Annotated in this window: 20 protein-coding genes, 1 tRNA gene and 3 pseudogenes; 10 read left to right on the top strand and 14 right to left on the bottom strand. The window is 72.7% G+C overall.

The features are described from left to right. Nucleotides 1–34 precede the first annotated feature (34 nt). From ABFY07_RS33400 to ABFY07_RS33420, 5 genes and pseudogenes are all read right to left on the bottom strand, one after another. Nucleotides 35–1252, bottom strand: coding sequence for an ABC transporter permease (locus ABFY07_RS33400; RefSeq protein WP_346178079.1), 1218 nt, complete (start codon nucleotides 1250–1252; stop codon nucleotides 35–37). A 260-nt stretch (nucleotides 1253–1512) separates the two neighbouring features. Further along, nucleotides 1513–2130 (bottom strand): annotated as a pseudogene (locus ABFY07_RS33405) (ABC transporter ATP-binding protein); the annotation flags it as partial. 65 nt (nucleotides 2131–2195) lie between these two features. Beyond that, nucleotides 2196–3353 carry a peptidoglycan-binding protein gene (locus ABFY07_RS33410; protein ID WP_346178080.1) on the bottom strand — a complete coding sequence of 386 codons (1158 nt, stop codon included), beginning with the start codon at nucleotides 3351–3353 and terminating at the stop codon, nucleotides 2196–2198. Then, nucleotides 3353–3955, bottom strand: a complete 603-nt coding sequence (locus tag ABFY07_RS33415) for a hypothetical protein (protein ID WP_346178081.1) — start codon at nucleotides 3953–3955, stop codon at nucleotides 3353–3355. Before ABFY07_RS33415 ends, ABFY07_RS33410 begins: the two co-directional genes overlap by 1 nt. A gap of 121 nt (nucleotides 3956–4076) precedes the next feature. Then, on the bottom strand, nucleotides 4077–4922 hold the full coding sequence (locus ABFY07_RS33420) for a DUF1963 domain-containing protein (RefSeq protein WP_346178082.1): 846 nt from the start codon (nucleotides 4920–4922) through the stop codon (nucleotides 4077–4079). 293 nt (nucleotides 4923–5215) lie between these two features. Between ABFY07_RS33420 and ABFY07_RS33425 the strand changes: the two genes are divergently transcribed. The 3 genes from ABFY07_RS33425 to ABFY07_RS33435 all read left to right on the top strand — a co-directional run bounded on the left by ABFY07_RS33425 (nucleotide 5216) and on the right by ABFY07_RS33435 (nucleotide 7655). After that, nucleotides 5216–5899, top strand: a complete 684-nt coding sequence (locus tag ABFY07_RS33425; RefSeq protein WP_346178083.1) for a DUF899 family protein — start codon at nucleotides 5216–5218, stop codon at nucleotides 5897–5899. Between the two features lie 89 nt (nucleotides 5900–5988). After that, entirely contained in the window at nucleotides 5989–6921 is a 933-nt protein-coding gene (locus ABFY07_RS33430) for an NAD-dependent epimerase/dehydratase family protein (protein WP_346178084.1), read from the top strand. 215 nt (nucleotides 6922–7136) lie between these two features. Beyond that, complete coding sequence (locus ABFY07_RS33435) at nucleotides 7137–7655, top strand: hypothetical protein (protein WP_346178085.1); 519 nt, start codon at nucleotides 7137–7139, stop codon at nucleotides 7653–7655. Nucleotides 7656–7696: 41 nt separating this feature from the next. Here ABFY07_RS33435 and ABFY07_RS33440 read toward each other — a convergent pair whose 3' ends face one another. Further along, nucleotides 7697–8224, bottom strand: coding sequence for a MarR family winged helix-turn-helix transcriptional regulator (locus ABFY07_RS33440; protein WP_346178086.1), 528 nt, complete (start codon nucleotides 8222–8224; stop codon nucleotides 7697–7699). A gap of 152 nt (nucleotides 8225–8376) precedes the next feature. On the opposite strand from ABFY07_RS33440, the gene ABFY07_RS33445 reads away from it, so the two are divergent. Both ABFY07_RS33445 and ABFY07_RS33450 read left to right on the top strand, forming a co-directional pair. Continuing rightward, nucleotides 8377–9747 (top strand): MFS transporter, encoded by a 1371-nt coding sequence (locus ABFY07_RS33445; protein ID WP_346178087.1) that lies wholly within the window; start codon nucleotides 8377–8379, stop codon nucleotides 9745–9747. Nucleotides 9748–9776: 29 nt separating this feature from the next. After that, nucleotides 9777–10424 carry a nitroreductase family protein gene (locus tag ABFY07_RS33450; protein ID WP_346178088.1) on the top strand — a complete coding sequence of 216 codons (648 nt, stop codon included), beginning with the start codon at nucleotides 9777–9779 and terminating at the stop codon, nucleotides 10422–10424. 58 nt (nucleotides 10425–10482) lie between these two features. Here the strand turns inward: ABFY07_RS33450 and ABFY07_RS33455 are convergent. Both ABFY07_RS33455 and ABFY07_RS33460 read right to left on the bottom strand, forming a co-directional pair. Further along, nucleotides 10483–11115: pseudogene (locus ABFY07_RS33455) on the bottom strand (nucleotidyl transferase AbiEii/AbiGii toxin family protein). After that, nucleotides 11112–11471, bottom strand: a complete 360-nt coding sequence (locus tag ABFY07_RS33460) for a hypothetical protein (protein WP_428837055.1) — start codon at nucleotides 11469–11471, stop codon at nucleotides 11112–11114. Before ABFY07_RS33460 ends, ABFY07_RS33455 begins: the two are co-directional and overlap by 4 nt. A gap of 342 nt (nucleotides 11472–11813) precedes the next feature. On the opposite strand from ABFY07_RS33460, the pseudogene ABFY07_RS33465 reads away from it, so the two are divergent. The 5 genes and pseudogenes from ABFY07_RS33465 to ABFY07_RS33485 form a co-directional block, all read left to right on the top strand. Beyond that, nucleotides 11814–12368, top strand: a pseudogene (locus ABFY07_RS33465) (DUF5753 domain-containing protein); the annotation flags it as partial. Continuing rightward, complete coding sequence (locus ABFY07_RS33470; protein WP_346178090.1) at nucleotides 12365–12604, top strand: DUF397 domain-containing protein; 240 nt, start codon at nucleotides 12365–12367, stop codon at nucleotides 12602–12604. The pseudogene ABFY07_RS33465 and the gene ABFY07_RS33470, both read left to right, overlap by 4 nt. Before the next feature lie 30 nt (nucleotides 12605–12634). Then, nucleotides 12635–14149 carry a protein kinase domain-containing protein gene (locus ABFY07_RS33475; RefSeq protein WP_346178091.1) on the top strand — a complete coding sequence of 505 codons (1515 nt, stop codon included), beginning with the start codon at nucleotides 12635–12637 and terminating at the stop codon, nucleotides 14147–14149. A 99-nt stretch (nucleotides 14150–14248) separates the two neighbouring features. After that, nucleotides 14249–15847, top strand: a complete 1599-nt coding sequence (locus ABFY07_RS33480; RefSeq protein ID WP_346178092.1) for a protein kinase domain-containing protein — start codon at nucleotides 14249–14251, stop codon at nucleotides 15845–15847. A 72-nt stretch (nucleotides 15848–15919) separates the two neighbouring features. After that, on the top strand, nucleotides 15920–16747 hold the full coding sequence (locus ABFY07_RS33485; protein ID WP_346178093.1) for an NAD-dependent epimerase/dehydratase family protein: 828 nt from the start codon (nucleotides 15920–15922) through the stop codon (nucleotides 16745–16747). 29 nt (nucleotides 16748–16776) lie between these two features. On the opposite strand, the gene ABFY07_RS33490 is transcribed toward ABFY07_RS33485, so the two are convergent. From ABFY07_RS33490 to ABFY07_RS33515, 6 genes are all read right to left on the bottom strand, one after another. Further along, entirely contained in the window at nucleotides 16777–17358 is a 582-nt protein-coding gene (locus ABFY07_RS33490; protein WP_346178094.1) for a hypothetical protein, read from the bottom strand. Nucleotides 17359–17420: 62 nt separating this feature from the next. Then, entirely contained in the window at nucleotides 17421–18218 is a 798-nt protein-coding gene (locus tag ABFY07_RS33495) for a polysaccharide deacetylase family protein (RefSeq protein ID WP_346178095.1), read from the bottom strand. Nucleotides 18219–18269: 51 nt separating this feature from the next. Then, a complete protein-coding gene (locus ABFY07_RS33500) occupies nucleotides 18270–18962 on the bottom strand; it encodes a formylglycine-generating enzyme family protein (RefSeq protein WP_346178096.1) in 693 nt (230 codons plus the stop codon). Beyond that, nucleotides 18962–19036: transfer RNA gene (locus ABFY07_RS33505), tRNA-Cys, on the bottom strand. Before ABFY07_RS33505 ends, ABFY07_RS33500 begins: the two co-directional genes overlap by 1 nt. Nucleotides 19037–19165: 129 nt before the next feature. Further along, entirely contained in the window at nucleotides 19166–20038 is an 873-nt protein-coding gene (locus ABFY07_RS33510; RefSeq protein ID WP_346178097.1) for an alpha/beta fold hydrolase, read from the bottom strand. Between the two features lie 134 nt (nucleotides 20039–20172). Then, entirely contained in the window at nucleotides 20173–20892 is a 720-nt protein-coding gene (locus tag ABFY07_RS33515; protein ID WP_346178098.1) for a Clp protease N-terminal domain-containing protein, read from the bottom strand. Between the last annotated feature and the right edge of the window lie 5 nt (nucleotides 20893–20897).

The following is a 20897-nucleotide window of genomic DNA, read 5'->3' on the forward strand; positions in this document are numbered from 1 at the left end:
AGCAGCCGGCGGGGGCGCGGCCGCTCCGGCGCGCTCAGGCGGATCCGGCGAGCGCCTGGGTCGGGGCCAGCCGGCCGGCCCGGATGGCTGGATACAGCCCCGCCAGCGCCCCGATGGCCAGCGTGACCCCGACCCCGGCCGCGGTGGCCCACAGCGGCACCTCCGTCGGCCAGCCCCGCACCCCCGCGTACACGGCCGTGATGCCCGTGCCCAGCACCGCCCCCGCCGCCCCGCCGAGCGCGCACAGCAGCAGCGACTCGGTCACGAACTGCCCGCGGATCTGCCCGCTGGTGGCGCCCAGCGCCCTGCGCAGCCCGATCTCCGGGCGGCGCTCGAGCACGGAGATGACCATCGTGTTGCCCACCCCCACGCCCCCCACCAGCAGCGCCACCCCGCCGAGCCCCAGCAGCAGCCCGGTCAGCGCCGACTCGGTCGCCTCCCGCGCGGCCAGCGCGTCGGAGGGCCGGGAGACCACCACCTGGTTCGGATGCTCGGGGTTCGCGGTCGCCGCGAGCACATCCCGCACCGCCGTCACCCGGTCCTCCTCCGTGCGCACGTACACGGTCGACGGGTGGCCGTCGAAGCCCAGGTACTCCCGCGCGGCCGGCCAGCCGACCAGCGCGGCCTGATCCAGCTCGGGCGCGAGCGGCACCGGGTCCACGATGCCCACCAGCGAGAACCATGTGCCGCCCAGCCACAGCCGGGTGCCCGGGGTGTGCACGTCAAGCCGCCGGGCCGCCTCCCGGCCGAGCACCACGCCCGGGTACTCGGCGGTGGCCGAATCCAGCCACCTGCCCGTACGGACCTTCCCGCCCACCGACGCCAACAGCCGCGGCTCGGCCGCCAGCACCTCGATGCTCCCGGTGCGCCCGCTGGGCATGTGCTCGTTCCGGTACACCTTGGCGTCCCCGACCGCGCCCGTCGCCGCGACCTGCCGCACCGGGCCGATCCGCCGGATCATCGCCGTGGACTCCTCGGGCAGCCGGGAGCTCTGGCCCAGGGACTGGCTGGGGGAGACGCGCAGCAGATTGGTGCCGAGCCGGTCCAGCCGGCGGTCCACCTCGGCCCGCCCGGACATGGAGATCCCGACGACCGCGAGCATCGCGGCCACGCCGATCGCGATGCCCAGCGCGGACAGAAGCACCCGCAACGGCCGGGTACGCAGCCCGGTCCCGCCCAGGCGGACGAAGTCCCCGGGGCGCAGCCGAGCCGCCCGCAACCCGCGCTTCCCTGAGACCTGCCGCCACCTCATGACCGCCCCCAGCCCACAGCCGCGCCCGCGTCTGCGGCGCCCGCCGCGCCCGGCGGGGCTGCGGGGTCAGGCGGAGCCGTGGGGCCCGCCACGCCTGCCGCGCTCGGCAGGGACATTGCGCCCGACGGGGCCGCCGCGCCCGCCGCCCCGGCCCCGGCCGCCGCGCCCGCCGGGGCCGTGGCGGCGGCCGGGCCAGCCGTGCCCGCCGTGGCCGGGCCAGCCGGCCCAGGCGGAGCGGTGGCGCCCCGCAGGGCCGCCGCGCCCGCCGCCCCCCGCGTGTCGCTGTCCGCGACGATCCGGCCGTCGCGGATCTCCACCCGCCGGTCCAGCGCCGCGGCCAGCTCGCGGTCGTGGGTGATCACCACCACGGTCGTACCGGCGGCGTGCAGCTCCCGCAGCAGGTCCAGCACCGCCGCGCCCGAGGCCGAGTCGAGGTTGCCGGTGGGCTCGTCGGCCAGGAGCAGCGCGGGCTCGCCGATCACCGCGCGGGCCACGGCGGCCCGCTGGCGTTCCCCGCCGGAGAGCTGGTGGGGGAGGTGGCGGGCGCGGTGGCCGAGGCCCACCCGGGCCAGCGCGGCCGAGGCCCTGCGGCGGCGCTCCCGCAGGGGTACGCCCGCGTACAGCAGCCCGTCGGCGACCGTGTCGAGCACCGGCACGCCCACCGTCAGGTGGAACTGCTGGAACACGAAGCCGATCCGCTGCGCCCGCAGCGCGGCCAGCTCCCGGTCGGACAGCCGCGCCACGTCGTGGCCGTCGATCGTGATCCGCCCGGTGGTCGGCCGGTCGAGGGTGCCCATCAGGTGCAGCAGGCTCGACTTGCCGGAACCGGACGGGCCGACGACGGCGACCAACTCCCCGGAGCGGATGAGCAGATCCATCTCGCGGACCGCCGCCACCCCACCCGGATAGGTCTTCGTGACGCCCTCGAAGACGACGACGGGCCTCACTCGGGAATCCTCACCTTCATGCCCTCGCGGACCGCCGGGCCGCTGACCTCGACCTTGCCGTTCGCGAACAGGCCCGTCTTGACGGCCACGAAGCGACTGCCCTTCTCGCCACCAGACCCGCCGGCACCGTCGGTACCGTCGCCGTCGGCCAGTTCGAGCCCGTGGCCGCCCTCGGCGAGCGCCACCAGGGCGGCCACCGGCACCGTCAGCACGTTCTCGCGCTTGCGGCCCACGTATCGAACGGTCACCGGGGTGCTGTTCAGCCGGCCCAGGGCCTCCTGGTCGCTGATGCGGATGAGGACCGGGACCTTGGCGTTCTTCGCTGCGTCCCCCTCGCCGCCCCCACCCCCGGCGCCCCCGTCGCCGCCCCCGTCGCCCTGCGCCGGGGAGGCGTTCTGCCCGATCTCGGCCACCCGGCCCTTGACCGTGTGCCCGCCCGGCAGCTCGACGGTCACCCGATTGCCGCGCTCCGCCCAGCCGGTCTCCCCGGCGGGCGCCTCGACGGTGACCGAGCGCGCGGTGCTCGTGTAGCTGAGCACGGTGCCCGTGGCCTGGGCGCCCACCCGGACGCTCGTGCGGGCGATCCGGATCGGCCCGGAGACATACGCGATGTCCCCGATCCCCACCTTGCCGGTCCTGGGCCTGCCGAGGTCCTTCTGCCAGCGCTTCACCGCGTCGGCGGTCAGCTGGGAGTACGTGTCGTCCACGGTGAAGCCGGAGTAGCCGAGCATGGCCAGGTTGGACTCGAACTGCTTGACGTCGAGGCCCCGCAGGGGCCGGTCCGGGTCCCGGCCGACCGCCAGCTCCCGGTACATCGGCAGGTTCCCGTACATCAGCACCACGGGCTTCTCGTCCACCCGCAGCAGCGTCCCGCCCCGCGTGATGGTCTTCTCGGCCTGCGGCAGCCAGGTGACGGTGCCCTCCGCCCGGGCCTCGAAGGGGACCTCAGGCCCGTGGTCCAGCGTCCCGTCCACCGCCGTCTCGTCGACCAGAGTGCCGCGCGTGACCCGCACCATCCGGTCACCGGGCCCGGAGTCCGGCCCGCCGGAGTCCGGGCCGTCCCCGCCGCCGAGCCCCAGCGCGCCGACCACCGCCACCGCGCTGACCGCCACGGCCCCCGCCGCCACCAGCACGGCCCTGCGCCGGACGCCCATCAGCCCTTGCCCTGACCGGGGTCGACCGGGTCCCCGATGATCGGGGCGCAGATGCGGATGGCCCGCTTGGCGCGTGCCGAGGTCGGGTCCCACGCCATCTTCCCGTCGTTCTCGAACTCCCCGTCGGCGTAGCCGTCGGGGCCCACGTCCGGGAACTCGGTGACCCCGTTCTCCTGCATGCACTTCGCGTAGCGCTTCCTGGTCGCGATCTCCTTCGCGGACAGCTTCGGCACCTGCTGCCGCTCGAGTTCCTCGGGCACCGGGAGCGAGAACTCCTGGCACTTCACCTGGGCCCGGGTGAACTTCGGGTCCGCCTTCAGCTCCCGGGCGTCGCCGTAGTCGATGCGCCCCTTCGCGTCGGGGTCGGGGACGTCGACCCCCTCCTCGCGCAGACACCTGACGAACCTGCGCTGCCCCTCGACGTACCGCGCGACCTCGCCCTGGCCCGTCTTCGACGCCTTGGCCTTGCCGTCACCCGCCGAGGCCACCTCGTCCCCGCCTCCGCCGCCCCCGCCACAACCGCCCAGCCCCAGCGCCACCACCGACACCACCACGGCCGGCCACACCCGGGCCGCGAACCGCCGACGCGCACATGCCTTCATGGATACGGATCCCTCATCGCTCGTGACCGCCCGGCCGCCGGTGCGGTCGGGCGGGCTCGAACGTACGAGGGGTCCTTTGAAGAACCTATGAAGAAGCCATCAAGAACCGTCGCGGGAGCAGTCACCAGATGTCGGGGGTCGGGATCGCCCGGCGAAAGTCCCCCGCCCGCAGCGCCTCGGTGGGGATCGACCAGTGCATCCAGCCGCCGTCGCCGCCGATGTACCACTCGTCCTGCCCGGACAGCTGCAGCAGGTGGTGGTAGCGGTTGGGGTCCTCGCCCGACGGCAGCATCGGCGAGCTGCCCGTGGGGAACTGGGACCACCCGAAGGCGATGTCCTCGGAATCGAGCGCGCCCGGCCGCTCCGACCACTCGGTGAGCAGGCCTTCCACATAACTCCCGGGCATCGCCCTGGCCATGTCGTCGGCGTCGGGCCCCACGTCGAAGCCGTCCCAGGCCGGGTCCCAGGTGTCGGGGAAGGCGAACCCGGGCGTCGCCGCCCACGGGATCGGGTCGAAGACGCTCGAACGGGCCGGTGGTTCGGTCTCGACGGCGTGGGTGAAACGGGCGGGGATCACCCGGCTCACCTCCGGGTCGTAGTGGCTGTGCTTCAGCATCAGGTCGTACGAGACCGGGTCGCACTGCTCGGACTCGGCGTCGAGATAGAAGAAGTTGAGCAGGCCCGCCCCGGAGGCGGGGAGGACATCGCCGAGCCAGGGGGCCATGGCGTCGGTGTCGAGGACGGCGATCAGGCTCAGCGGAAAGCCGTCACAGGCCGGCCAGGGCGTGCCCGGTTCGAGCAGCGCCCTGCCCCCGAACCGGCTGAGCCCCGCGGCCTCCCCGGGGTCCTCGGCCTCGGTCAGCGCGAAACCGGGGCGGGCGAGGTCCACGTAGCAGGCCGCGAGTTCCGGCCCGAGGCGCTCGGCGCAGAAGTCACGCAGGGCGGAGAGGGTGCTCTTGGGATCCATCGCCGCATTCAAACACCGGCCGCCGACAGACGACGCCCGGGTCGGCCGGTGCGGGCCCGGCGCCACCGGCCGCCGACACGCGAGGCCGGGGTCGGCGGCCCGGTCCGGCGCCACGGCCCTGGCCAGGCCGTATCGCCGGTACGGGCCCGGCGATACCGCCCTGGCCAGGCGGTATCGCCGGTACGGGCCGGGCGCCACCGCCCTGGCCAGGCCGTATTCCGCCCGACTGCCCGCTCACCCCGGAATCGCCATAGACTCGAATGACCTCGGGGGCTGCCACCCAGGAGGGCGCGATGATGCGGCACACCCGACTGCCCGGCGAGTCCGCGGACTACCTCGCCGCCCGCGAGGAACTCCGCCTCGCCGAGATCGACCTCATGCGACAGAGAGAGAAGGTCGCGGCCCGCCGCCGGGCGCTGCCCCCGGGGCCGCCGGTCGACGACTACGTCTTCGTCGAAGGCCCCGCCGACCTCGACGCGGGCGACACGCCCGTCCGCGAGACCACCCTGAGCGAGCTGTTCACCGCCCCGGGCCGGCCGCTGATCGTCTACCACTTCATGTACGGCAAGCTGCAGACCGACCCGTGCCCCATGTGCACCCTGTGGACCGACGGCTACAACGGCGTCGCCCACCACATCGCCCGCAACGCCGACTTCGTGATCGCCGCGGCCGCCGACCTCCCCGCCCTGCGGCAGCACGCCCGCAACCGCGGCTGGTCCCGGCTGCGCCTGCTGAGCTGCGGGGACAGCAGCTTCAAGTACGACCTGGGCAGCGAGGACAAGGACGGCGAGCAGGACTCCACCGTCTCCGTCTTCACCCGCGACGACGACGGCACGGTCCGTCACTTCTACTCCGCCCACCCGCGCATGGCCGGGGACATCAAGGAGCGCGGCATCGACCTGCTCAGCCCCGTCTGGCAGCTGCTCGACCTCACCCCGGGCGGCCGCGACGACTGGTACCCGAGACTGGACTACTGACCCGTAATGACTGACCCGTATGTTGGTCCGACCACGGCGGACAGCGGCGTCCTCGAGAAGGAACGGCGTACTGGGAAGGTTGTCTCCTCATGCCCTTACACGTGATCGTCGGAGCGGGGCCGGTCGGATCGGCCACGGCGCGGCTGCTCGCCGGACGGTTGGAGAAGGTCCGGCTGGTGACGCGACAGGGGACGGGCCCGGAACACCCCGCCATCGAGCGGGTCGCGGCCGACGCGACCGACGCGGCGGGGCTGGCTCGGCTCACCGAGGGCGCGGTGGCCCTCTACAACTGCGCGAGCCCTCCCTACCACCGCTGGGCGCGGGACTGGCCGCCGCTGGCCGACGCGCTGCTGAGCGCCGCCCGGCGGACCGGCGCCGTGCTGGTCACCACCTCCAACCTCTACGGCTACGGCCCGGTGGACGGCCCCATCACCGAGCAGGCCCCGCTGCGCGCCGAGGGCGTCAAGGGCCGCGTACGGGCCGGGATGTGGCGCGACGCCCTGGCCGCGCACGAGGCAGGCGAGGTCAGGGCCACCGAGGTGCGCGGCTCCGACTACCTGGGGGCGGGCACCCAGTCGCTGCTGACCGTCGCCGTGTTGCCCAAGGTACTGGCCGGCCGGCGGGCGGTGGTGCCCGCCGACCCGGACGCGGAGCACAGCTGGACGTACGTCGGCGATGTCGCCCGCACCCTCGTGGCGGTCGCCACCGACGAGCGCGCCTGGGGCCGACCCTGGCACGTGCCGACCGCCCCGCCCCACTCGATCCGCGCCCTGGCCACCGCCGCCTGCGCCGGCGCAGGCGCCCCTGCGCCCCGTCTGGCCCCCATGCCGGGGGCGGTGCTGTGGCTCGGCGGCCTGGTCAGCCCCCTGGTCCGCGAACTCCGCGAGACGCAGTACCAGTTCCGGAAGCCGTTCGTCGTGGACTCCACCGCCGCGACCACGACCTTCGGTATCCATCCCACCGCGATCGAGGACTCGTTGGAGGAGACCGTACGGGCCGTGCGGGGCGGCGGGGACGGCTGAGCCACGGCCCGCGGGGCCTGTGATCTCAGGCCTTGGGCCTCCGGGCCTTCGGGCGTCCCGGACCGTCCGGGACTGTCCGGGACACCCCTTCGCCCGGAGCCATCCCCGGCCGCCGCGGTTACCTTCGCAGCAGAAGGTTCGCATCGGAAGGCGGAAGACGGGGGAACACGGGGGCCGCCGCGGTCCCCGGGCCCGTTCCGGTCACGGAGGTAGTTGTGCGCAGGTATGTGATCACCGCGAGTGTGCTGGCGGCGGGAGTGGCGCTGCTGACCGCCTGCGGGGGTTCCTCGGACGGCCCGTCCGGCCGGGCCGCCCCGCCGGCGGCGACCAGCGGGCCCACGGGCGCCGACGGCGGCGACACCGTCCGTACTCCCTCCTCGGCGGAGCTGGACTTCACCTGGTTCCCGGAGGGCACCTCGACGGTGTCCCCCCTCGGGATCCGTCACGGCGAGGCGATGATGCCGACGGTGAACCAGTGCGACGGCAAGGTCACCTTCGGCGAGGAGGTGACCATCTCCTTCCCCTGCGGCACCGACCGCGCCCGGGGCACGCTGCGGGTCAACGAGGCCGCCGACAAACTCTCGATCGCCTGGAGCAGCGGCGTCACCGACACCTTCGTCAAGCGCGCCGACCTCACCGTCCCCGACCCGACGATCACGGGGACGCCCGACATGGACGACCTCCAGCGGCAGCTCGACGAGTTGCAGGGCCTCGTGGACGACCAGACCGGCTGACCGGCTCAGCGCGCGGCGGCCCGCCGGCCCGACGCCGGCTCTCAGGACACGGGGGTGGTCCTGAGGGGCGGCGTCGTCGTACGCGACGAGTCGCGGCCGCCGGCGCCGGCCCGGAGGAGTTTGCCGAGAATCGCGCCGAGCTGGTCACGCTCCTCGGAGGTGAGGACGCCGAAGGTGTCCTCCAGGAACGCGGGGATCGACGCCTGGGCCGCGGTGAGCCGGTGGCGGCCCGCGTCGGTGACGGTGACGGCGTAGGACCGCCGGTCGCGGGGGTTGCGCTCCCTGCGGACGTAACCCGCCCGCTCCAGGTCGTCGCAGATGCTGACCATGACGCTGCGGTCGATGCGCAGCTCCTCGCTCAGCGTCTGCTGGGAGCAGGGCCCGACGGCGTCGAGCATCTGGAGCACGAGGTGCTGCCCGACTCCCAACCCTTCCTCGGTGGCGTGCGCGTCCGCCGCGCGTGCCACGGCGGACGAGGCCCGGCACAGCGCGATGTCCAGCCGCTCGGCGGCGAGCCGCGGAAAGTACGCCGGCCGGGCGCGGTCGGCCGTTCTGGTCGTGGTCGCCATCGCTCTCCCCTTCCGTGAGCCCCCACCCTAGCGCAGATCAGTCTCCCTAAAGATTGTTTGACAGCAGATGATTGGCGGCCATACGGTTTCGCCCATCAAATCGTCTGCCCGTCAATTGTTTGCATCCAGATGCATCCAGATGGAGATTGGTCGTGACCGTGACCCGAACCGAAGGCCGCCACCAGGTGGCCCTGGTCCTGTTGTGCGCCGCGGTGTTCCTGGACTCGATGGACCTGTCGCTGATGGGCGTGGCGCTGCCCGCCATCGGGCGTGATCTGTCGCTGCCGGACAGCACCCTCCAGTGGCTGATGTCCGGCTACGCGGTCGCGTACGGCGGCTTCCTGCTGCTCGGCGGCCGCGTCGCCGACCTCTTCGGCCGCCGCCGGGTGTTCGTGGTGTCCCTGGCCGTGTTCGCGGCGGCGAGCCTGGCCGGCGGGCTCTTGTCGGACGGATGGCCGCTGGTGGTCACCCGGGTGGTCAAGGGGGTGGCGGCCGCGCACACCGCCCCGGCGGCGCTGTCGCTCATCACCACCACCTTCGCCGAGGGGCCGCGGCGCAACCGGGCCCTGGGGGTCTACTCACTGGCCGGGGCGACCGGCTACACCGCCGGGCTGATCGCCTCCGGCCTGCTCACCGAGGTCAGCTGGCGACTGGTGTTCTTCCTGCCCGTCCCGGTCGCCCTGCTCGTTCTGGCCGCCGCGCCCAAGGTGCTGCCGCGCGGCCTCCGGCCCCCCGGCGCGCGCCAGGGGTTCGACGCCGCGGGCGCCGTCGCGGTCACCGGCGGCGTACTGCTGCTCGTGTTCGCCCTGACGGTGAAGAACTGGCCCGCCGGGGTCATGGCCGCGCTGCTGCTGGGCGCCTCCGTCGCCATCGAGCGGCGGCGGCCCGCGCCCCTGGTCCCGCTGGAGGTGTTCAGGTCCGGCACGGTGGGCGCGGCCAACCTCGCGGCGCTGGCCTGGGCGTGCGCCACGATCGGCTGGCAGTTCGCCGCCGTCCTCTACCTGGAGCATGTGCTGGACTACGGCCCGCTGGCCACCGGGCTCGGGATCGTCCCGATGGGCCTGGCCATCGTCATCACCGCCAACCTGGCTGGGAGGCTGATCAGCCGGTGGGGCCTGGGACGGGTGGCCGCCACGGGGATGCTCGTCCAGGGAGCGGGCATCCTGCTGTTCCTGCGGGCCGGGACCACGTCGGGGACCACCGTCGACTACGTCACGACGCTGCTGCCCGCCCTGGTCGTCCACGGCATCGGCAACGGGCTGTCCTTCCCCAGCCTCAACATCGCCGCCGTCGCCGGCCTGCCCGACGAGCGTCAGGGGCTCGCCTCGGGACTGGTCACCTCCGCCGTCCAGATCGGCGCCGGAATCGGCGTGGCGGTGCTGGCGGCGGTGATGCCCCTCGGCGACTCCCCGCTGGCCGGATACCGCATCGCCTTCCTCACGGCGGGCGGCTTCTCCCTGCTGGGCGCCCTCATCGCCGCCATCGGCCTGCGCCTCGGCCGCCCCGCGCCCGCAGCCGCCTGATATCCCCTCGTCTCCCCAAGGAGCCCACCATGACGCTGGACCTCACCCCCGACCAACTGCTGAGCACGACCCGCGCTGTACGCAAGCGCCTCGACTTCACCCGCCCGGTGCCCCGCGAGCTGATCGAGGAGTGCGTGGACCTGGCCGTGCAGGCGCCCACCGGGCGCAACCGGCAGCGCTGGCACTTCCTCGTCGTCACCGAGCCGGAGCAGCGCCGCGCCGTCGCCGACATCTTCCTGCGCGCCCTCCCCCTGGCCACCGGACACCCGCTGACCGAGCGCGACCTGCGGCGCATGAACTACCACCCCCGCTCCACCGAGCGGGTCTTCGACGGCCTGCGCCACCTCACCGACAACATCCACCGGGTGCCCGCCTTCGTCATCCCCGGCGTGGAGGGACGCACCGATCACGCCCCGGTGGCCGTCCAGGCGGGAGCGTGGGGATCGATCCTCCCCGCCGTATGGAGCTTCATGCTCGCCGCCCGCGCCCGCGGCCTCGGCACCGTCTGGACCACCGCCCAGGCCCCCCTCGAGCGCGAGCTGGCCCAGGTGCTCGGCGTCCCCCACGAGGAGATCATGCTGGCGGCCTTCATCCCCCTGGCCTTCACCCTCGGCACCGACTTCAAGCCCGCCCCCCGCATCCCCCGCGAGGAGGTCCTCCACTGGAACCGCTGGTGAGCCCCCCGCCCGGGCCGGGTCCGCCGTTCGGCGTCACCCGGGCCCGGGCGTGCTGTGGTCAGCCCTCGTCCGGGATGTGCTCGTACAGACGCTGGTCAAGGTCGTCGCACCAGTTTCGGGCCCAGGCACGCAAGGTGGCCGTTTCCTCATCGGTGAGGCCGTAGGCGTGGAATTCCTCGTCCTCGTACCACTCGGCACCGGCCAGACGGGTGCGGAGGTCTTCGAGGCAGAACTCGTCCCGGGCATGGCGGCGGCCGAGTGTCTCCAGGTCGGCAGTGGTGTGGTGACGCGAGGCGGCGTGTACGTCGATGAGGTCGCGGACGGCTCCACGGTCCGCGAGGGCTCGGACCTTCGTCCCCATCACGTCGTCGAACGAGAGGACAGGGCCGTATTCGGTTATCGCGGGTGGTCGCCAGAAGGCTTCTTTGAGGATGTCGACCTCGCACTGCTCACCGCTCGCGGGATCCGTGACGACACCTGCCAGCCGAGCGAGGTCAGCCCGACGGTAACCGTGCGGGTGATCTCTTCCATGGGGGCCGGGTTCTCTGTGGCGACGTCGAGGTCCTGGCTGAGCCGGTCGACCAAGCCGTGTGCCTGCACGGCGTACCCCCCCGGTGATGACCAGCGGGTAGACAGTGCCAATGGCCAGAACGTCGGACAACAGGCGCCGATGCAGGTCGCTGAGGTTCACGCCGCGGCTGCCGGGCGGGCAGAGGTCAGGTCAGGGAAGGCGGCCTCCCACACATCGCGGATGGCGCGGCTGATCAGCGTGCGAAGGACGGGCCACTGATCGATCAGGAGATCCCGGTTCAACAGGCAGACAAGATCGTCGTGCTGCCCTTCGGCAAGCACGGTCCGGTACATGCTCATCCGCGACCGCGGCCGGTCGAGATCGAACCGAGTCAGCCCGGACCACGCCACGTGCAATGGCAGTTGCACGGCACCGTGCGCCGGGCCGGTCAGCTGCCCGAGTGAGCTGGGAAGCCTTCTCGCATAGCGCTGCCGCAGCACCTCGGCAGCAGAAAGTGACGACTCGGCGGAGGACATCGCGGACATGCGGACAAGTATGGCGTACTCGGGCAAGCGGCGAGGTCTCTCCGCCGCCCTGGGGCGGCTGTCGCGGATGGCCTGATGGCAAGGCACCGATCGTCGGCGCTCAGCGCGACGGCGTCGTGGCAGTTGGACGCCTCCGCGAGCAGCGGTGGGTCCGTATCCGTCTCCATGCCTTCTGTCAGCCGCTCCCTGCAGCCGCGGAGCAGCGAACAGGCCCTGATCAGCAAGGCGTTCGTTGCCTCATCGTCCTTCATGGACCGGCACGTCACTGCTCTGCGGAGGCTTACCGCGTGGCGGGCGTGAATGAAGCTGTTCGATCCCGGACTCGGCGGTGGTCTTCGGGATCTGGCGAAGCTGGAGAGGGAGGCTGTTGAGCTGGGGGGTTACGGCACCCACAACCTGCACGGGCTGTTGCAGACCGAAGACTACGCGCGGGCGCTGTTCGAGATGCGGCGGCCGTCGTACACCGAGGACGACATCGAGCGTCTGGTGGCGGCTCGTATGGCGCGGCAGGAGATCGTAGAGCGACGACCCGCGCCCATGATGACCTTCGTGCAAGAAGAAGTGACGCTGCAGCGCCCGATCGGGGGCACAATGGTGCTGCGTCGCCAGCTCGAACACCTATTGGACATCGGGAAGTTGCGAAACGTCGAGATCCAGGTGATGCCGACGTGTCGGGAGGACCATGCCGGGATGGGTGGCGAGCTTGGCGTGCTGAAGCTCAATGACGGTACGACGGTGGGCTACTCGGAAGGCCCGCTCACCAGTCGAGTGATCTCCAACCCGAAGGAGGTCCAGATCCTTGAGCTGCGGTATGGGATCATCCGTGCCCAGGCTCTCACGCCACGTGAGTCGTTGGCCTATATCGAGAAACTGCTGGGGGAGACATGACGCTCAAGCCTTCTGAGTGGACCAAGAGCAGCTACAGCGCCAGCAACAGCAACGACTGCGTCGAGGTGGCGTGGTTCAAGAGCAGCTACAGCAGCAACGACGGCCCCGACTGCGTCGAGGTCGCCCTCACCCCCGACACCATCCGCATCCGCGACTCCAAGCACCCCCACGGCCCCCAACTCACCGTCACCCCCGCCGCCTGGACGGCCTTCGTCACCTACGCGGGACGTCGCTGAGCGACGCGCACTTGGCTGATCGGGGGAGCCTTGTCAACGCTTGGCCGGGGCGCGGAGTTGGCGTCCGGACGTTATGTCGTGCGGGAGGAGCTGGGCCGGGGCGGCATGGCGGCCGTCTACCGGGCGCACGACACGGCCTTGGATCGTGTGGTCGCAGTCAAGGTCATGCATGGGGAGCTGGGGCGGGATCCGTCGTTCCGGCGGCGGTTCAAGCGCGAAGCCCAGCTCGCGGCGAGGCTGGCGCACGCCCATGTGGTGGCCGTCCATGACATCGGCGAGGAGCCGGACCCCGGTGGCGCCGGGGAGCCCATGCCGTATCTGGTCATGGAGTTCGTCGAGGGCGAGTCCCTGAGGGACCGGCTGCGGCGCGGGCCGGTCGGCGTGGACGAGGCGCTGCGGATCGTCGCCGATGTGCTGGCGGGCCTTGAGGCCAGCCATGCGCGGGGCATCGTGCACCGTGACATCAAGCCCGCGAACGTGATGCTGACGCCGGACGGCGGGATCAAGGTCATGGACTTCGGCATCGCCCGGGCCGTGCAGAGCGCGGAGAGCGCGCTGACCGGCACGGGGACGGTGCTGGGCAGCGCGCCCTACATGGCCCCGGAGCAGGCGACGGGCGGGGAGATCGACGGCCGGACGGACCTGTACGCGGTCGGGGTGCTGCTGTTCCAACTCCTCAGTGCCCGGCTTCCGTTCGAGGACGACTCGGTGCCCGCGCTGCTCTACAAGCACGTACACGTAGCGCCGCCCGCGCTGGCCGAGGTGGGGGTGGATGTCCCACCGGAGGTGCAGGAGTTGGTGACGCGCGCGCTGGCGAAGGACCCGGCGGCGCGGTACGCCGACGCGGGGGCGATGCGCGAGCAGGTCGAGGCGGCCCGGGCCGGGCAGCCGGGACCAGGGGGCCAGGCACGGCCAGCGGCCCAGCCGGGGCAGGTGAGGCACCCGGGGCGGGAGGGGGCAGCGGGCCCGGCACGGCCCGCAAGGGCGCCCGCGCCGCACGCGCTGGCGCGCTCCACGGCGCCTACACAACCGGCGACGCGGGACTCGTACGCCCCGCCCGGCCGGACCCTTCAGGCCCCAACGGTCCTCGCCCCCACCTCCGCCCGGCCGCACCGCCATCCGTACTGGCTGTTGGCGGCGCTGGGCGTCCTGCCGCCCGCGCTCTTCCTCACGGCCCTGGAACTGCGCGCGGGAGTGGCGGTCTTCGTCCTGGTCGGTGTCGGCGCGCTGCCGTGGCTGGGTGTGCCGGCCGTACGGTGGCCCAGCGGGCCGGGCCTGGTCAGGGCCTCCCTGGTGACGGGGCTGGTCGCCGTGCCGGTGTTGCTCGGAGCCGCCTGGGCGATCGCCGCCGCGACGGACCTGCCGGGGAACGAGGAGGCGTATCTGCCCCCGCTGATGCCCCTGCCCGTGGCCGTGGTCGGCTTCTGCTATGTGATACGGATCCTGATGCAGCCCGAGAAACCACGCGGCGGCGCCGTCGTGGCCGGGGCGATGATCAACGCCGGGGTGCTCGTGGGGTGCTTCGTCGGGATCTTCAGCTTGTGACGTCCGCCTCCGGCCGCTGACCGGCGCCGTGCCCACCAACTCGTATGATCGGCAGGCTGTTTGCGCGAGGCGTGTTGGCGGATCGGGGGAGCCTTGGCGGTGCTGGGACCGGGTGCGGAGCTGGCGTCCGGACGTTATGTCGTACGGGAGCAGCTCGGTCAGGGCGGCATGGCGGCCGTCTACCGGGCGCATGACACGGGCCTTGACCGCGTCGTCGCGGTCAAGGTCATGCATGGCGAGCTGGGGCGCGATCCGTCCTTCAGACAGCGGTTCAAGCGCGAAGCGCAGCTCGCGGCCAAGCTGGCGCACCCCAACGTGGTGGGCGTCCATGACATCGGCGAGGAGCCGGACCCCGGCGGCGCCGGGGAGCCGATGCCGTACCTCGTCATGGAGTTCGTGGGCGGCCAGTCCCTGCGGGAGCGGGTGGAGCGCGGACCCGTGGGCGTGGACGAGGCGCTGCGGATCACCGGCGATGTGCTGTCGGGCCTGGAGGCCAGTCACGCCCTGGGCATCGTGCACCGTGACATCAAGCCCGCGAACGTGATGCTGACGGCGGACGGCCGGGTCAAGGTCATGGACTTCGGTATCGCCCGGGCGGTGCAGAGCGCGGAGAGCGCGCTGACGGGGACGGGGACGGTGCTGGGGAGCGCGCCGTACATGGCTCCGGAGCAGGCGACCGGCGGGGAGGTCGACGGCCGGACGGACCTGTACGCGGTCGGGGTGATGCTGTACCAACTCCTCAGCGGCCGACTGCCCTTCGAGGGCGATTCGGTGCCCACGCTGCTCTTCAAGCACGTCTACGCGGAGCCGCCCGCGCTGGCCGAGGCCGGGGTGCATGTCTCCCCTGCGGTGCAGGAGCTGGTGACGCGCGCGCTGGCGAAGACCCCGGGGGAGCGGTACGCCGACGCGGGGGCGATGCGGGAGCGGGTCGAGACGGCCCGCACGGGGACAGCGGGGCCGCCACCACACCAGGCCACCCTGCCCGCGTCGGCGGTGCCCCCGGCACCCCCGGTTGCCTCGTGGCACGCCGCGTCCACCCAGCCGGCCCGGCCCGGCCCGATACCGCCCGGCCCGCCTGCCCCGCCGACTCAGCCCGCCTGGGTCGCCGCGACGCCCCCCGGCCCGCTCGCTCCGCCGACTCCGCCCGCCCCGGCCGCCCCGGCCGCCTTCACCCCTGCGCCCGCGCCCCCGTACGCCCAGTCCGCCAGTTCCTTTCCGGCCGCCCCGGCCGCCCCGGCCGCCTTCGCCCCCGCGCCCGCTCGCAGGCGCGGCCGGCAGCTCGACTCTCCGTACCGGCTGCTCACGGCCATGGGCGCCCTGCCGCTGGCATTCCTCCTCGTGGCAAAGGTGTTCCACAGCTTTCCAGTGCCGTTCGCGCTCTTCCTCATCGCGGAGCTGCTGCTGGGTTTCGTAGCCGTACGAGGGGGACCCGACGGGCTGGAGGCGGCCCGCTGCTCCCTGGTGACGGGCCTGGCCGTGGTGCCGCTGACCTTGATCACCGGTGCTGTGATGACGGCAGCCGTGGACCTGCCGGGGCAGGCGGAGACGTATTTCCGGGCGTTCTGGGGGCTGCCCGCCGCCGTGGTGGGCATCTGCTACGGGGCGCAAAGCCTTCAACAGCCCAGGCCGCAGGGCCGGGGCAGGGCGATAGCCGGGGTGGCGATCAACAGCCTGTCGTTGGTGTTTCTGGGGGGTTAGCGAGCCGTTGGCGCGTGGTGGAGGACGCCGCCGGCGCTTGCCCGGCGGATCTTCAGGAGTGAGGATGCGCGGGTGACATCAACCAGGGGAGGCGCGGTGGGTCTGGGGACGGTGGCGCTGACGGGCGCGGCGGGGAACATCGGGGCCGTGGTGCGGAGGGAACTGCGGCGCGAGGCGGCGCGCTTGATCCTGCTGGACCGGGTGCCGCTCCGGCCGGAGGCCGACAACGAGGTCGTGCACACCGTCGATCTGCGCGACGCGGCCGCCGTGGAGGCGGCTCTCGCGGGGGCCGACCGGGTGGTGCACCTGGGCGGCGTGCCGGACGAAGCGCCCCTGCCGGACCTCCTCGAAGCCAATGTGCTCGGCACCCACCACGTCCTGGAGGCGGCGCGACGCGCGGGCATCGGGCGTGTGGTGCTGGCGAGCAGCAACCGTGTGACGGGTTTCTACCCCGTCGGCCACCGCACCGCTCCGCAGGAGCCGGTGCGCCCCGACGGGCTGTACGGGGTGAGCAAGGCGGCCATCGAAGCCCTAGGGCAGTTGTACGCGGACAAGTTCGGGCTGTCCGTCATCTGCCTGCGCATCGGCAGTTTCGAACCCGCGCCCACCGAGCCACGGCACCTGGCGACGTGGCTCAGCCCGCGTGACGCCGTGGGCTATGTCCGGGCCGCGCTGACGGCCCCGGTGTCCACCCGCTTCGCCACGGTGTACGCCGTGTCCGCCAACACCCGCCGCTTCTGGGAGCTTCCCGACCCGGCGGTCCTGGACTACACCCCCGTCGACAACGCCGAGGACCACGCCACGGACATCGCCGGGGCCGATCTCCCGGCCGACCCGGAAGCGCCCCAGGCAGGCCCCTACGCCCTGCCCGAGTTCACCCTCAAGCACCTCCGGCCATGACGGCCCAGATCAGCCGAGGTCTGCCGGGGTCAGGGGGCGGTCCACTTCACCTTGGTCGCCTTGGCGATCTGGCAGGTCTGCGGCATCGCGGCGGAGTCGCCCTTCCAGGCGGCGGACGCGAGGCTGCTCTTCATGCCCCCGGCCTGGACGGGGAGGTCGGAGAAGCTCGCGTAGACCGCCTGGTCGGGGTGCGCGGAGTTCACGAAGCGGACCTTGACGGTGTAGGCGTAGTCCGCCGCGCCGTTCGCGTTGTCGAGCTGGACGATCGCGAACAGCTTGGACGCGTCGCGCAGCTGGCACGACTTGATGCTGACCTCGGCCTTGGACGTGACGGGCCGGGCGGGGCCCGACCCGCCGGCCTGGCCGCTCGCCTTGCCGGACGGCGAGGAGGTGGCCTTCTTGCCCGGCGAGCCGCTGCTGCTCGCGCTCGCCGTCGTGTCCTTCCCCGCTTTTCCGTCCTTCCCGCTGTCGGCGGACGACGCGTCGTCCGATCCGCCGCCGGAGCAGGCGGAGAGGGCGAGGAGGGTGGAGGCGGCGAGCGCGCCGAACGCGGCGGCGCGGGTACGGGCGCGAAGCCCCGTGACTTTGTGGTGAGTATCGGACAGCGACACGCCGACGCGACGGCGTGTCGCTGTCCGATACTCACCACAAGTCGGGGGCATCGGGACGGGCGTCAAGGCTTGTAGATCGTGCCGGCCTCGGGCTTCGCGGGGGCCATCAGCTCGGAGACGCTGACGACCGTGTAGCCGCGCTTCTTGAGCCCTTCGAGGATCCCCGGGACGGCGGGCACGGTCCCCTTGTAGATGTCGTGCAGCAGGATGATGCCGTCGCGGTCCACCTGGTCGAGCACCCGCTTGGTGATGAGCGCGGAGTCTGTTGTCTGGTAGTCCTTCGCGGTGACGCTCCACAACACCTGGGCGATGCCCAGCTCGCGGCAGATCTTGGTGACCCGGTCGTCGGTGCGGCCCTGCGGCGGGCGCATGAGGAGGGGCTTCTTCGACCCGGTGATCTTGGATACGGCGTCCTGGGTGCGGGTGATCTCGTCGCGCACCTCGTCGTCGTCGGCCTTGGTCAGGATCTTGTGGGTCCAGGTGTGATTGGCCAGCTCATGGCCCTCGGCCGCGATGCGGCGCACCAGGTCGGGGTATTTGAGGACGTGGTTCTTGCCGAGCATGAAGAAGGTCGCGTGGGCGTCTTCCTTCTTCAGGATGTCCAGCAGGCGGGGGGTGTTCTCGCTGGGCCCGGCGTCGAAGGTGAGGGCGACGCACTTGGCCTTGGAGCAGTCGACGGACCCGGCCTTGACGTCCTTGCCGTCGGCCAGGGCTCGGTCGCGGGCGCTGCTCGGCGCGGTGGTGTCGTACGAGGTGCCGCAGCCGGCGAGCGCGAGCGCGAGGGAGGCGGCCGCCAGGAGCCCGGCTATCGGCTTCGCCTTGCGCCCCCGGGCCGTCGATATGGTTTTACGTTTATACACATGATGGAGATGGTTCAGCGGGGGTTCAGGTTGTCTGCCGTGACCAAATAGTCATAGCGACCGGGCGAGACGGAATCCCAGGTCGTCGATGCGCAGGGTCGGATGGCTCTTGCGGCGGCACGACGCCCGGCAGCCGCGCGGGGGGTCGTACGCCCCTCCGCCCCGGAAGACCCGGTACGGGCCGTAGACGCCGGGGTCGTACAGGTCCCAGCACCACTCCCACACATTGCCGATCATGTCGTGGAGACCCCACGCGTTCGGCGCCTTGGCCGCGACCTCGCGCACTCGCTCGCCCGAATTCCCGCGATACCAGGCGATCTCGTCCAGCTCCCCGTAGCGCACACCGGAGGTCCCGGCCCGGCAGGCGTACTCCCACTCCGCCTCGGAGGGCAGCCGATAGCCGTCGGCCGCCCAGTCGCAGCGCACGTCCTGCGCGTCGGGGCCGCCCTCGCCCAGCTCGTAGCAGGGCGTGAGGCCGCTCGCCTCGGAGAGCAGATTGCAGAACCGGACCGAGTCCCGCCAGGACACCTCGGTCACCGGCGTCCGCGATCCGTCGGCAGAACCCGCGTCAGGGCTCGCCGGGCTCGCCGGGGCCTCGCCTCGAACGGAGCGGTACAGCTCGTGGGTGACCGGATGCGGCGCCAGCCGGAAGGCCGCGACCTCCACCCGCCAGTCCGTCCGCGTGCCCTCGTCCCGCAGGACGATCTCCCCGGCGGGGATCTGGACCATGTTCTCGATGTTCATGGAGGCCGTGGCGGGAATCGAACCCGCGTAACTCGCTTTGCAGGCGAGTCCCTGAACCACTCGGGCACACGGCCAAGGTCGTGCTCGTGCCCTTGAGATTAGGGGCGGGGGTCGGGGCCCACAATGGTGCGGCGGGCGCTGCCACGCGACTGACATACGGCGTTCATGATGGGCCGGCGTGGCCCTCAGGAGTGTCAGGAGTTTCAGGCGCCGGTGAGGAACTCCTCGACCACCGACCGGAAGAGGTCCGGCTCGTCGACCCACGGGTAGTGGCCCACGCCGGGCAGCGGCCGTACCCGGCCGTTCGGGAAGGACTCCGCGACCAGCTCGCCCGCGCGCATGCCGGTCACCGCGTCCCGGTCGCCGGTCACCACGAGGACCGGGCACGGCACCTCCCGCAGCCGGGCCAGGACCGCCCGCCGTGCCGCCTCGTCCACGCCCTGCCAGAAGCCCGCGCGCGGCACCGGCCCCAACTGCTCGCCCTCGCTGGCCGCGTGGGCGCGCTGGGGCTCCTCCCAGCGCCCGTACGCCATGGGGGCGGCCCGCAGCAGGAGCCTGCGCACCTCGCCCAGGTCGGTGGTGTCGGGCAGCGTCTGGATCGCGTCGTAGGCGTCGGGCCACCACGGCTCGTCGGCCCGGGACTCGAAGATCTCGCGGGCGTCCTGGGGGAGTTCGCCCTGCATCCGGGCGCCGGGGCAGACCAGGATCAGGTGCGTCAGCCGCTCGGGGTGGGCGGCGGCGTACGCCTGGGCCGTCGCGGCGGCCGCGTCGTGGGCGAGGAGCGCGAACCGTTCGAGACCGAGGTGGCGGCGGAGCGCCTCGACGTCCTCGGCCAGGCGGGGGAAGGCGTAGCCGATCGGGTCGGCGGCGGGCGGGGAGTCGCCGGTGCCGCGGCTGTCGGGGAGGACCAGGGTGCGGTGGGTGTCGAGCCCGCCCAGGTCGCCCAGGTACGCGGCGTTCCGCCCCGGCCCGCCGGCCAGGCACAGGAGCGGCGGCCGGGCGGCTCCCTCGCCGGTGCGGGGCCCGAGGACGCGGTAGGCGAGTTCGGCGGCGTCGTACGAGGCGTAATGGGGCATTGGTCCAGCTTGCCTGTTCTCTCGGTCCGGCTTCCGTGTCCCGCGCCGAGGCCCGGGTCCCTCCTGGGGACCCGGATACCCACAACGAGCGAATCGAGCGGATGCGGATGGAGCGGAGCGAGTGAGGGTGCGGGTCAGGCCTGCGCCGTCGGCTCGGTGAGCCGCGCGGCGGCGCCGTCGAGCGTGTCGGCGTCCAGTCCCGCCTCGTCGAGCACCGCGGCGGCCACTCCGCGGCCGATCCGGGCGAGGCCGAGCAGCAGGTGGTCGCAGTCGATGTGCGCCGAGCCCGCCTCCTGTGCCCGCTCCTCCGCGAGGGCGATGGCCTTGCGGGAGTACGGGGTCCAGGCGATCCGCTCGGCCGCCTGTGAGGCTCCCGTGCTCAGCCGGTCGCCGACGGCCTTGTGGAGGGCTTCGGGCGAGGCGCCGGCGGCGGCCAGCAGGCGGGTGGCGGTGTTGTCCTCGGCGGTGAGGCCCCACAGCAGGTGCTCGGTGCCGATGTAGTTGTTGCGGTGCTGGACCGCGGCCCGCTTGACGTGGGTCATGGCCTGGCGGAGGCCCTCGCTCATCGTCTCGGCGTCGTACCGCTTGTGGGGCGCGTGGAACCGCTGCTGCACCGCCTGCCGGGTCACGCCGAGGGCCGTGCCGATGTCCGTCCACGAGCAGCCGTGCATCCGGCAGTGCTCGACGTAGTCCTCGACCAGGTCGTCGGCCAGCGCCTGAAGCCGGCCGGCCAGGCCGGCGGCGGTGGTCAGGAGCGCGAGCCAGTCGGGCTGTTCCTGCCCGCCGGGGCGGTGGGCGGTGGCGCAGGTGCGGTCGACTTCCGCGATCAGGTCGTCAAGATCTGGAATCGTCATGGAGG

Origin of the sequence: Streptomyces sparsogenes subsp. cuspidosporus (assembly GCF_039532705.1) — a bacterium.
GTDB lineage: Bacteria > Actinomycetota > Actinomycetes > Streptomycetales > Streptomycetaceae > Streptomyces > Streptomyces sparsogenes.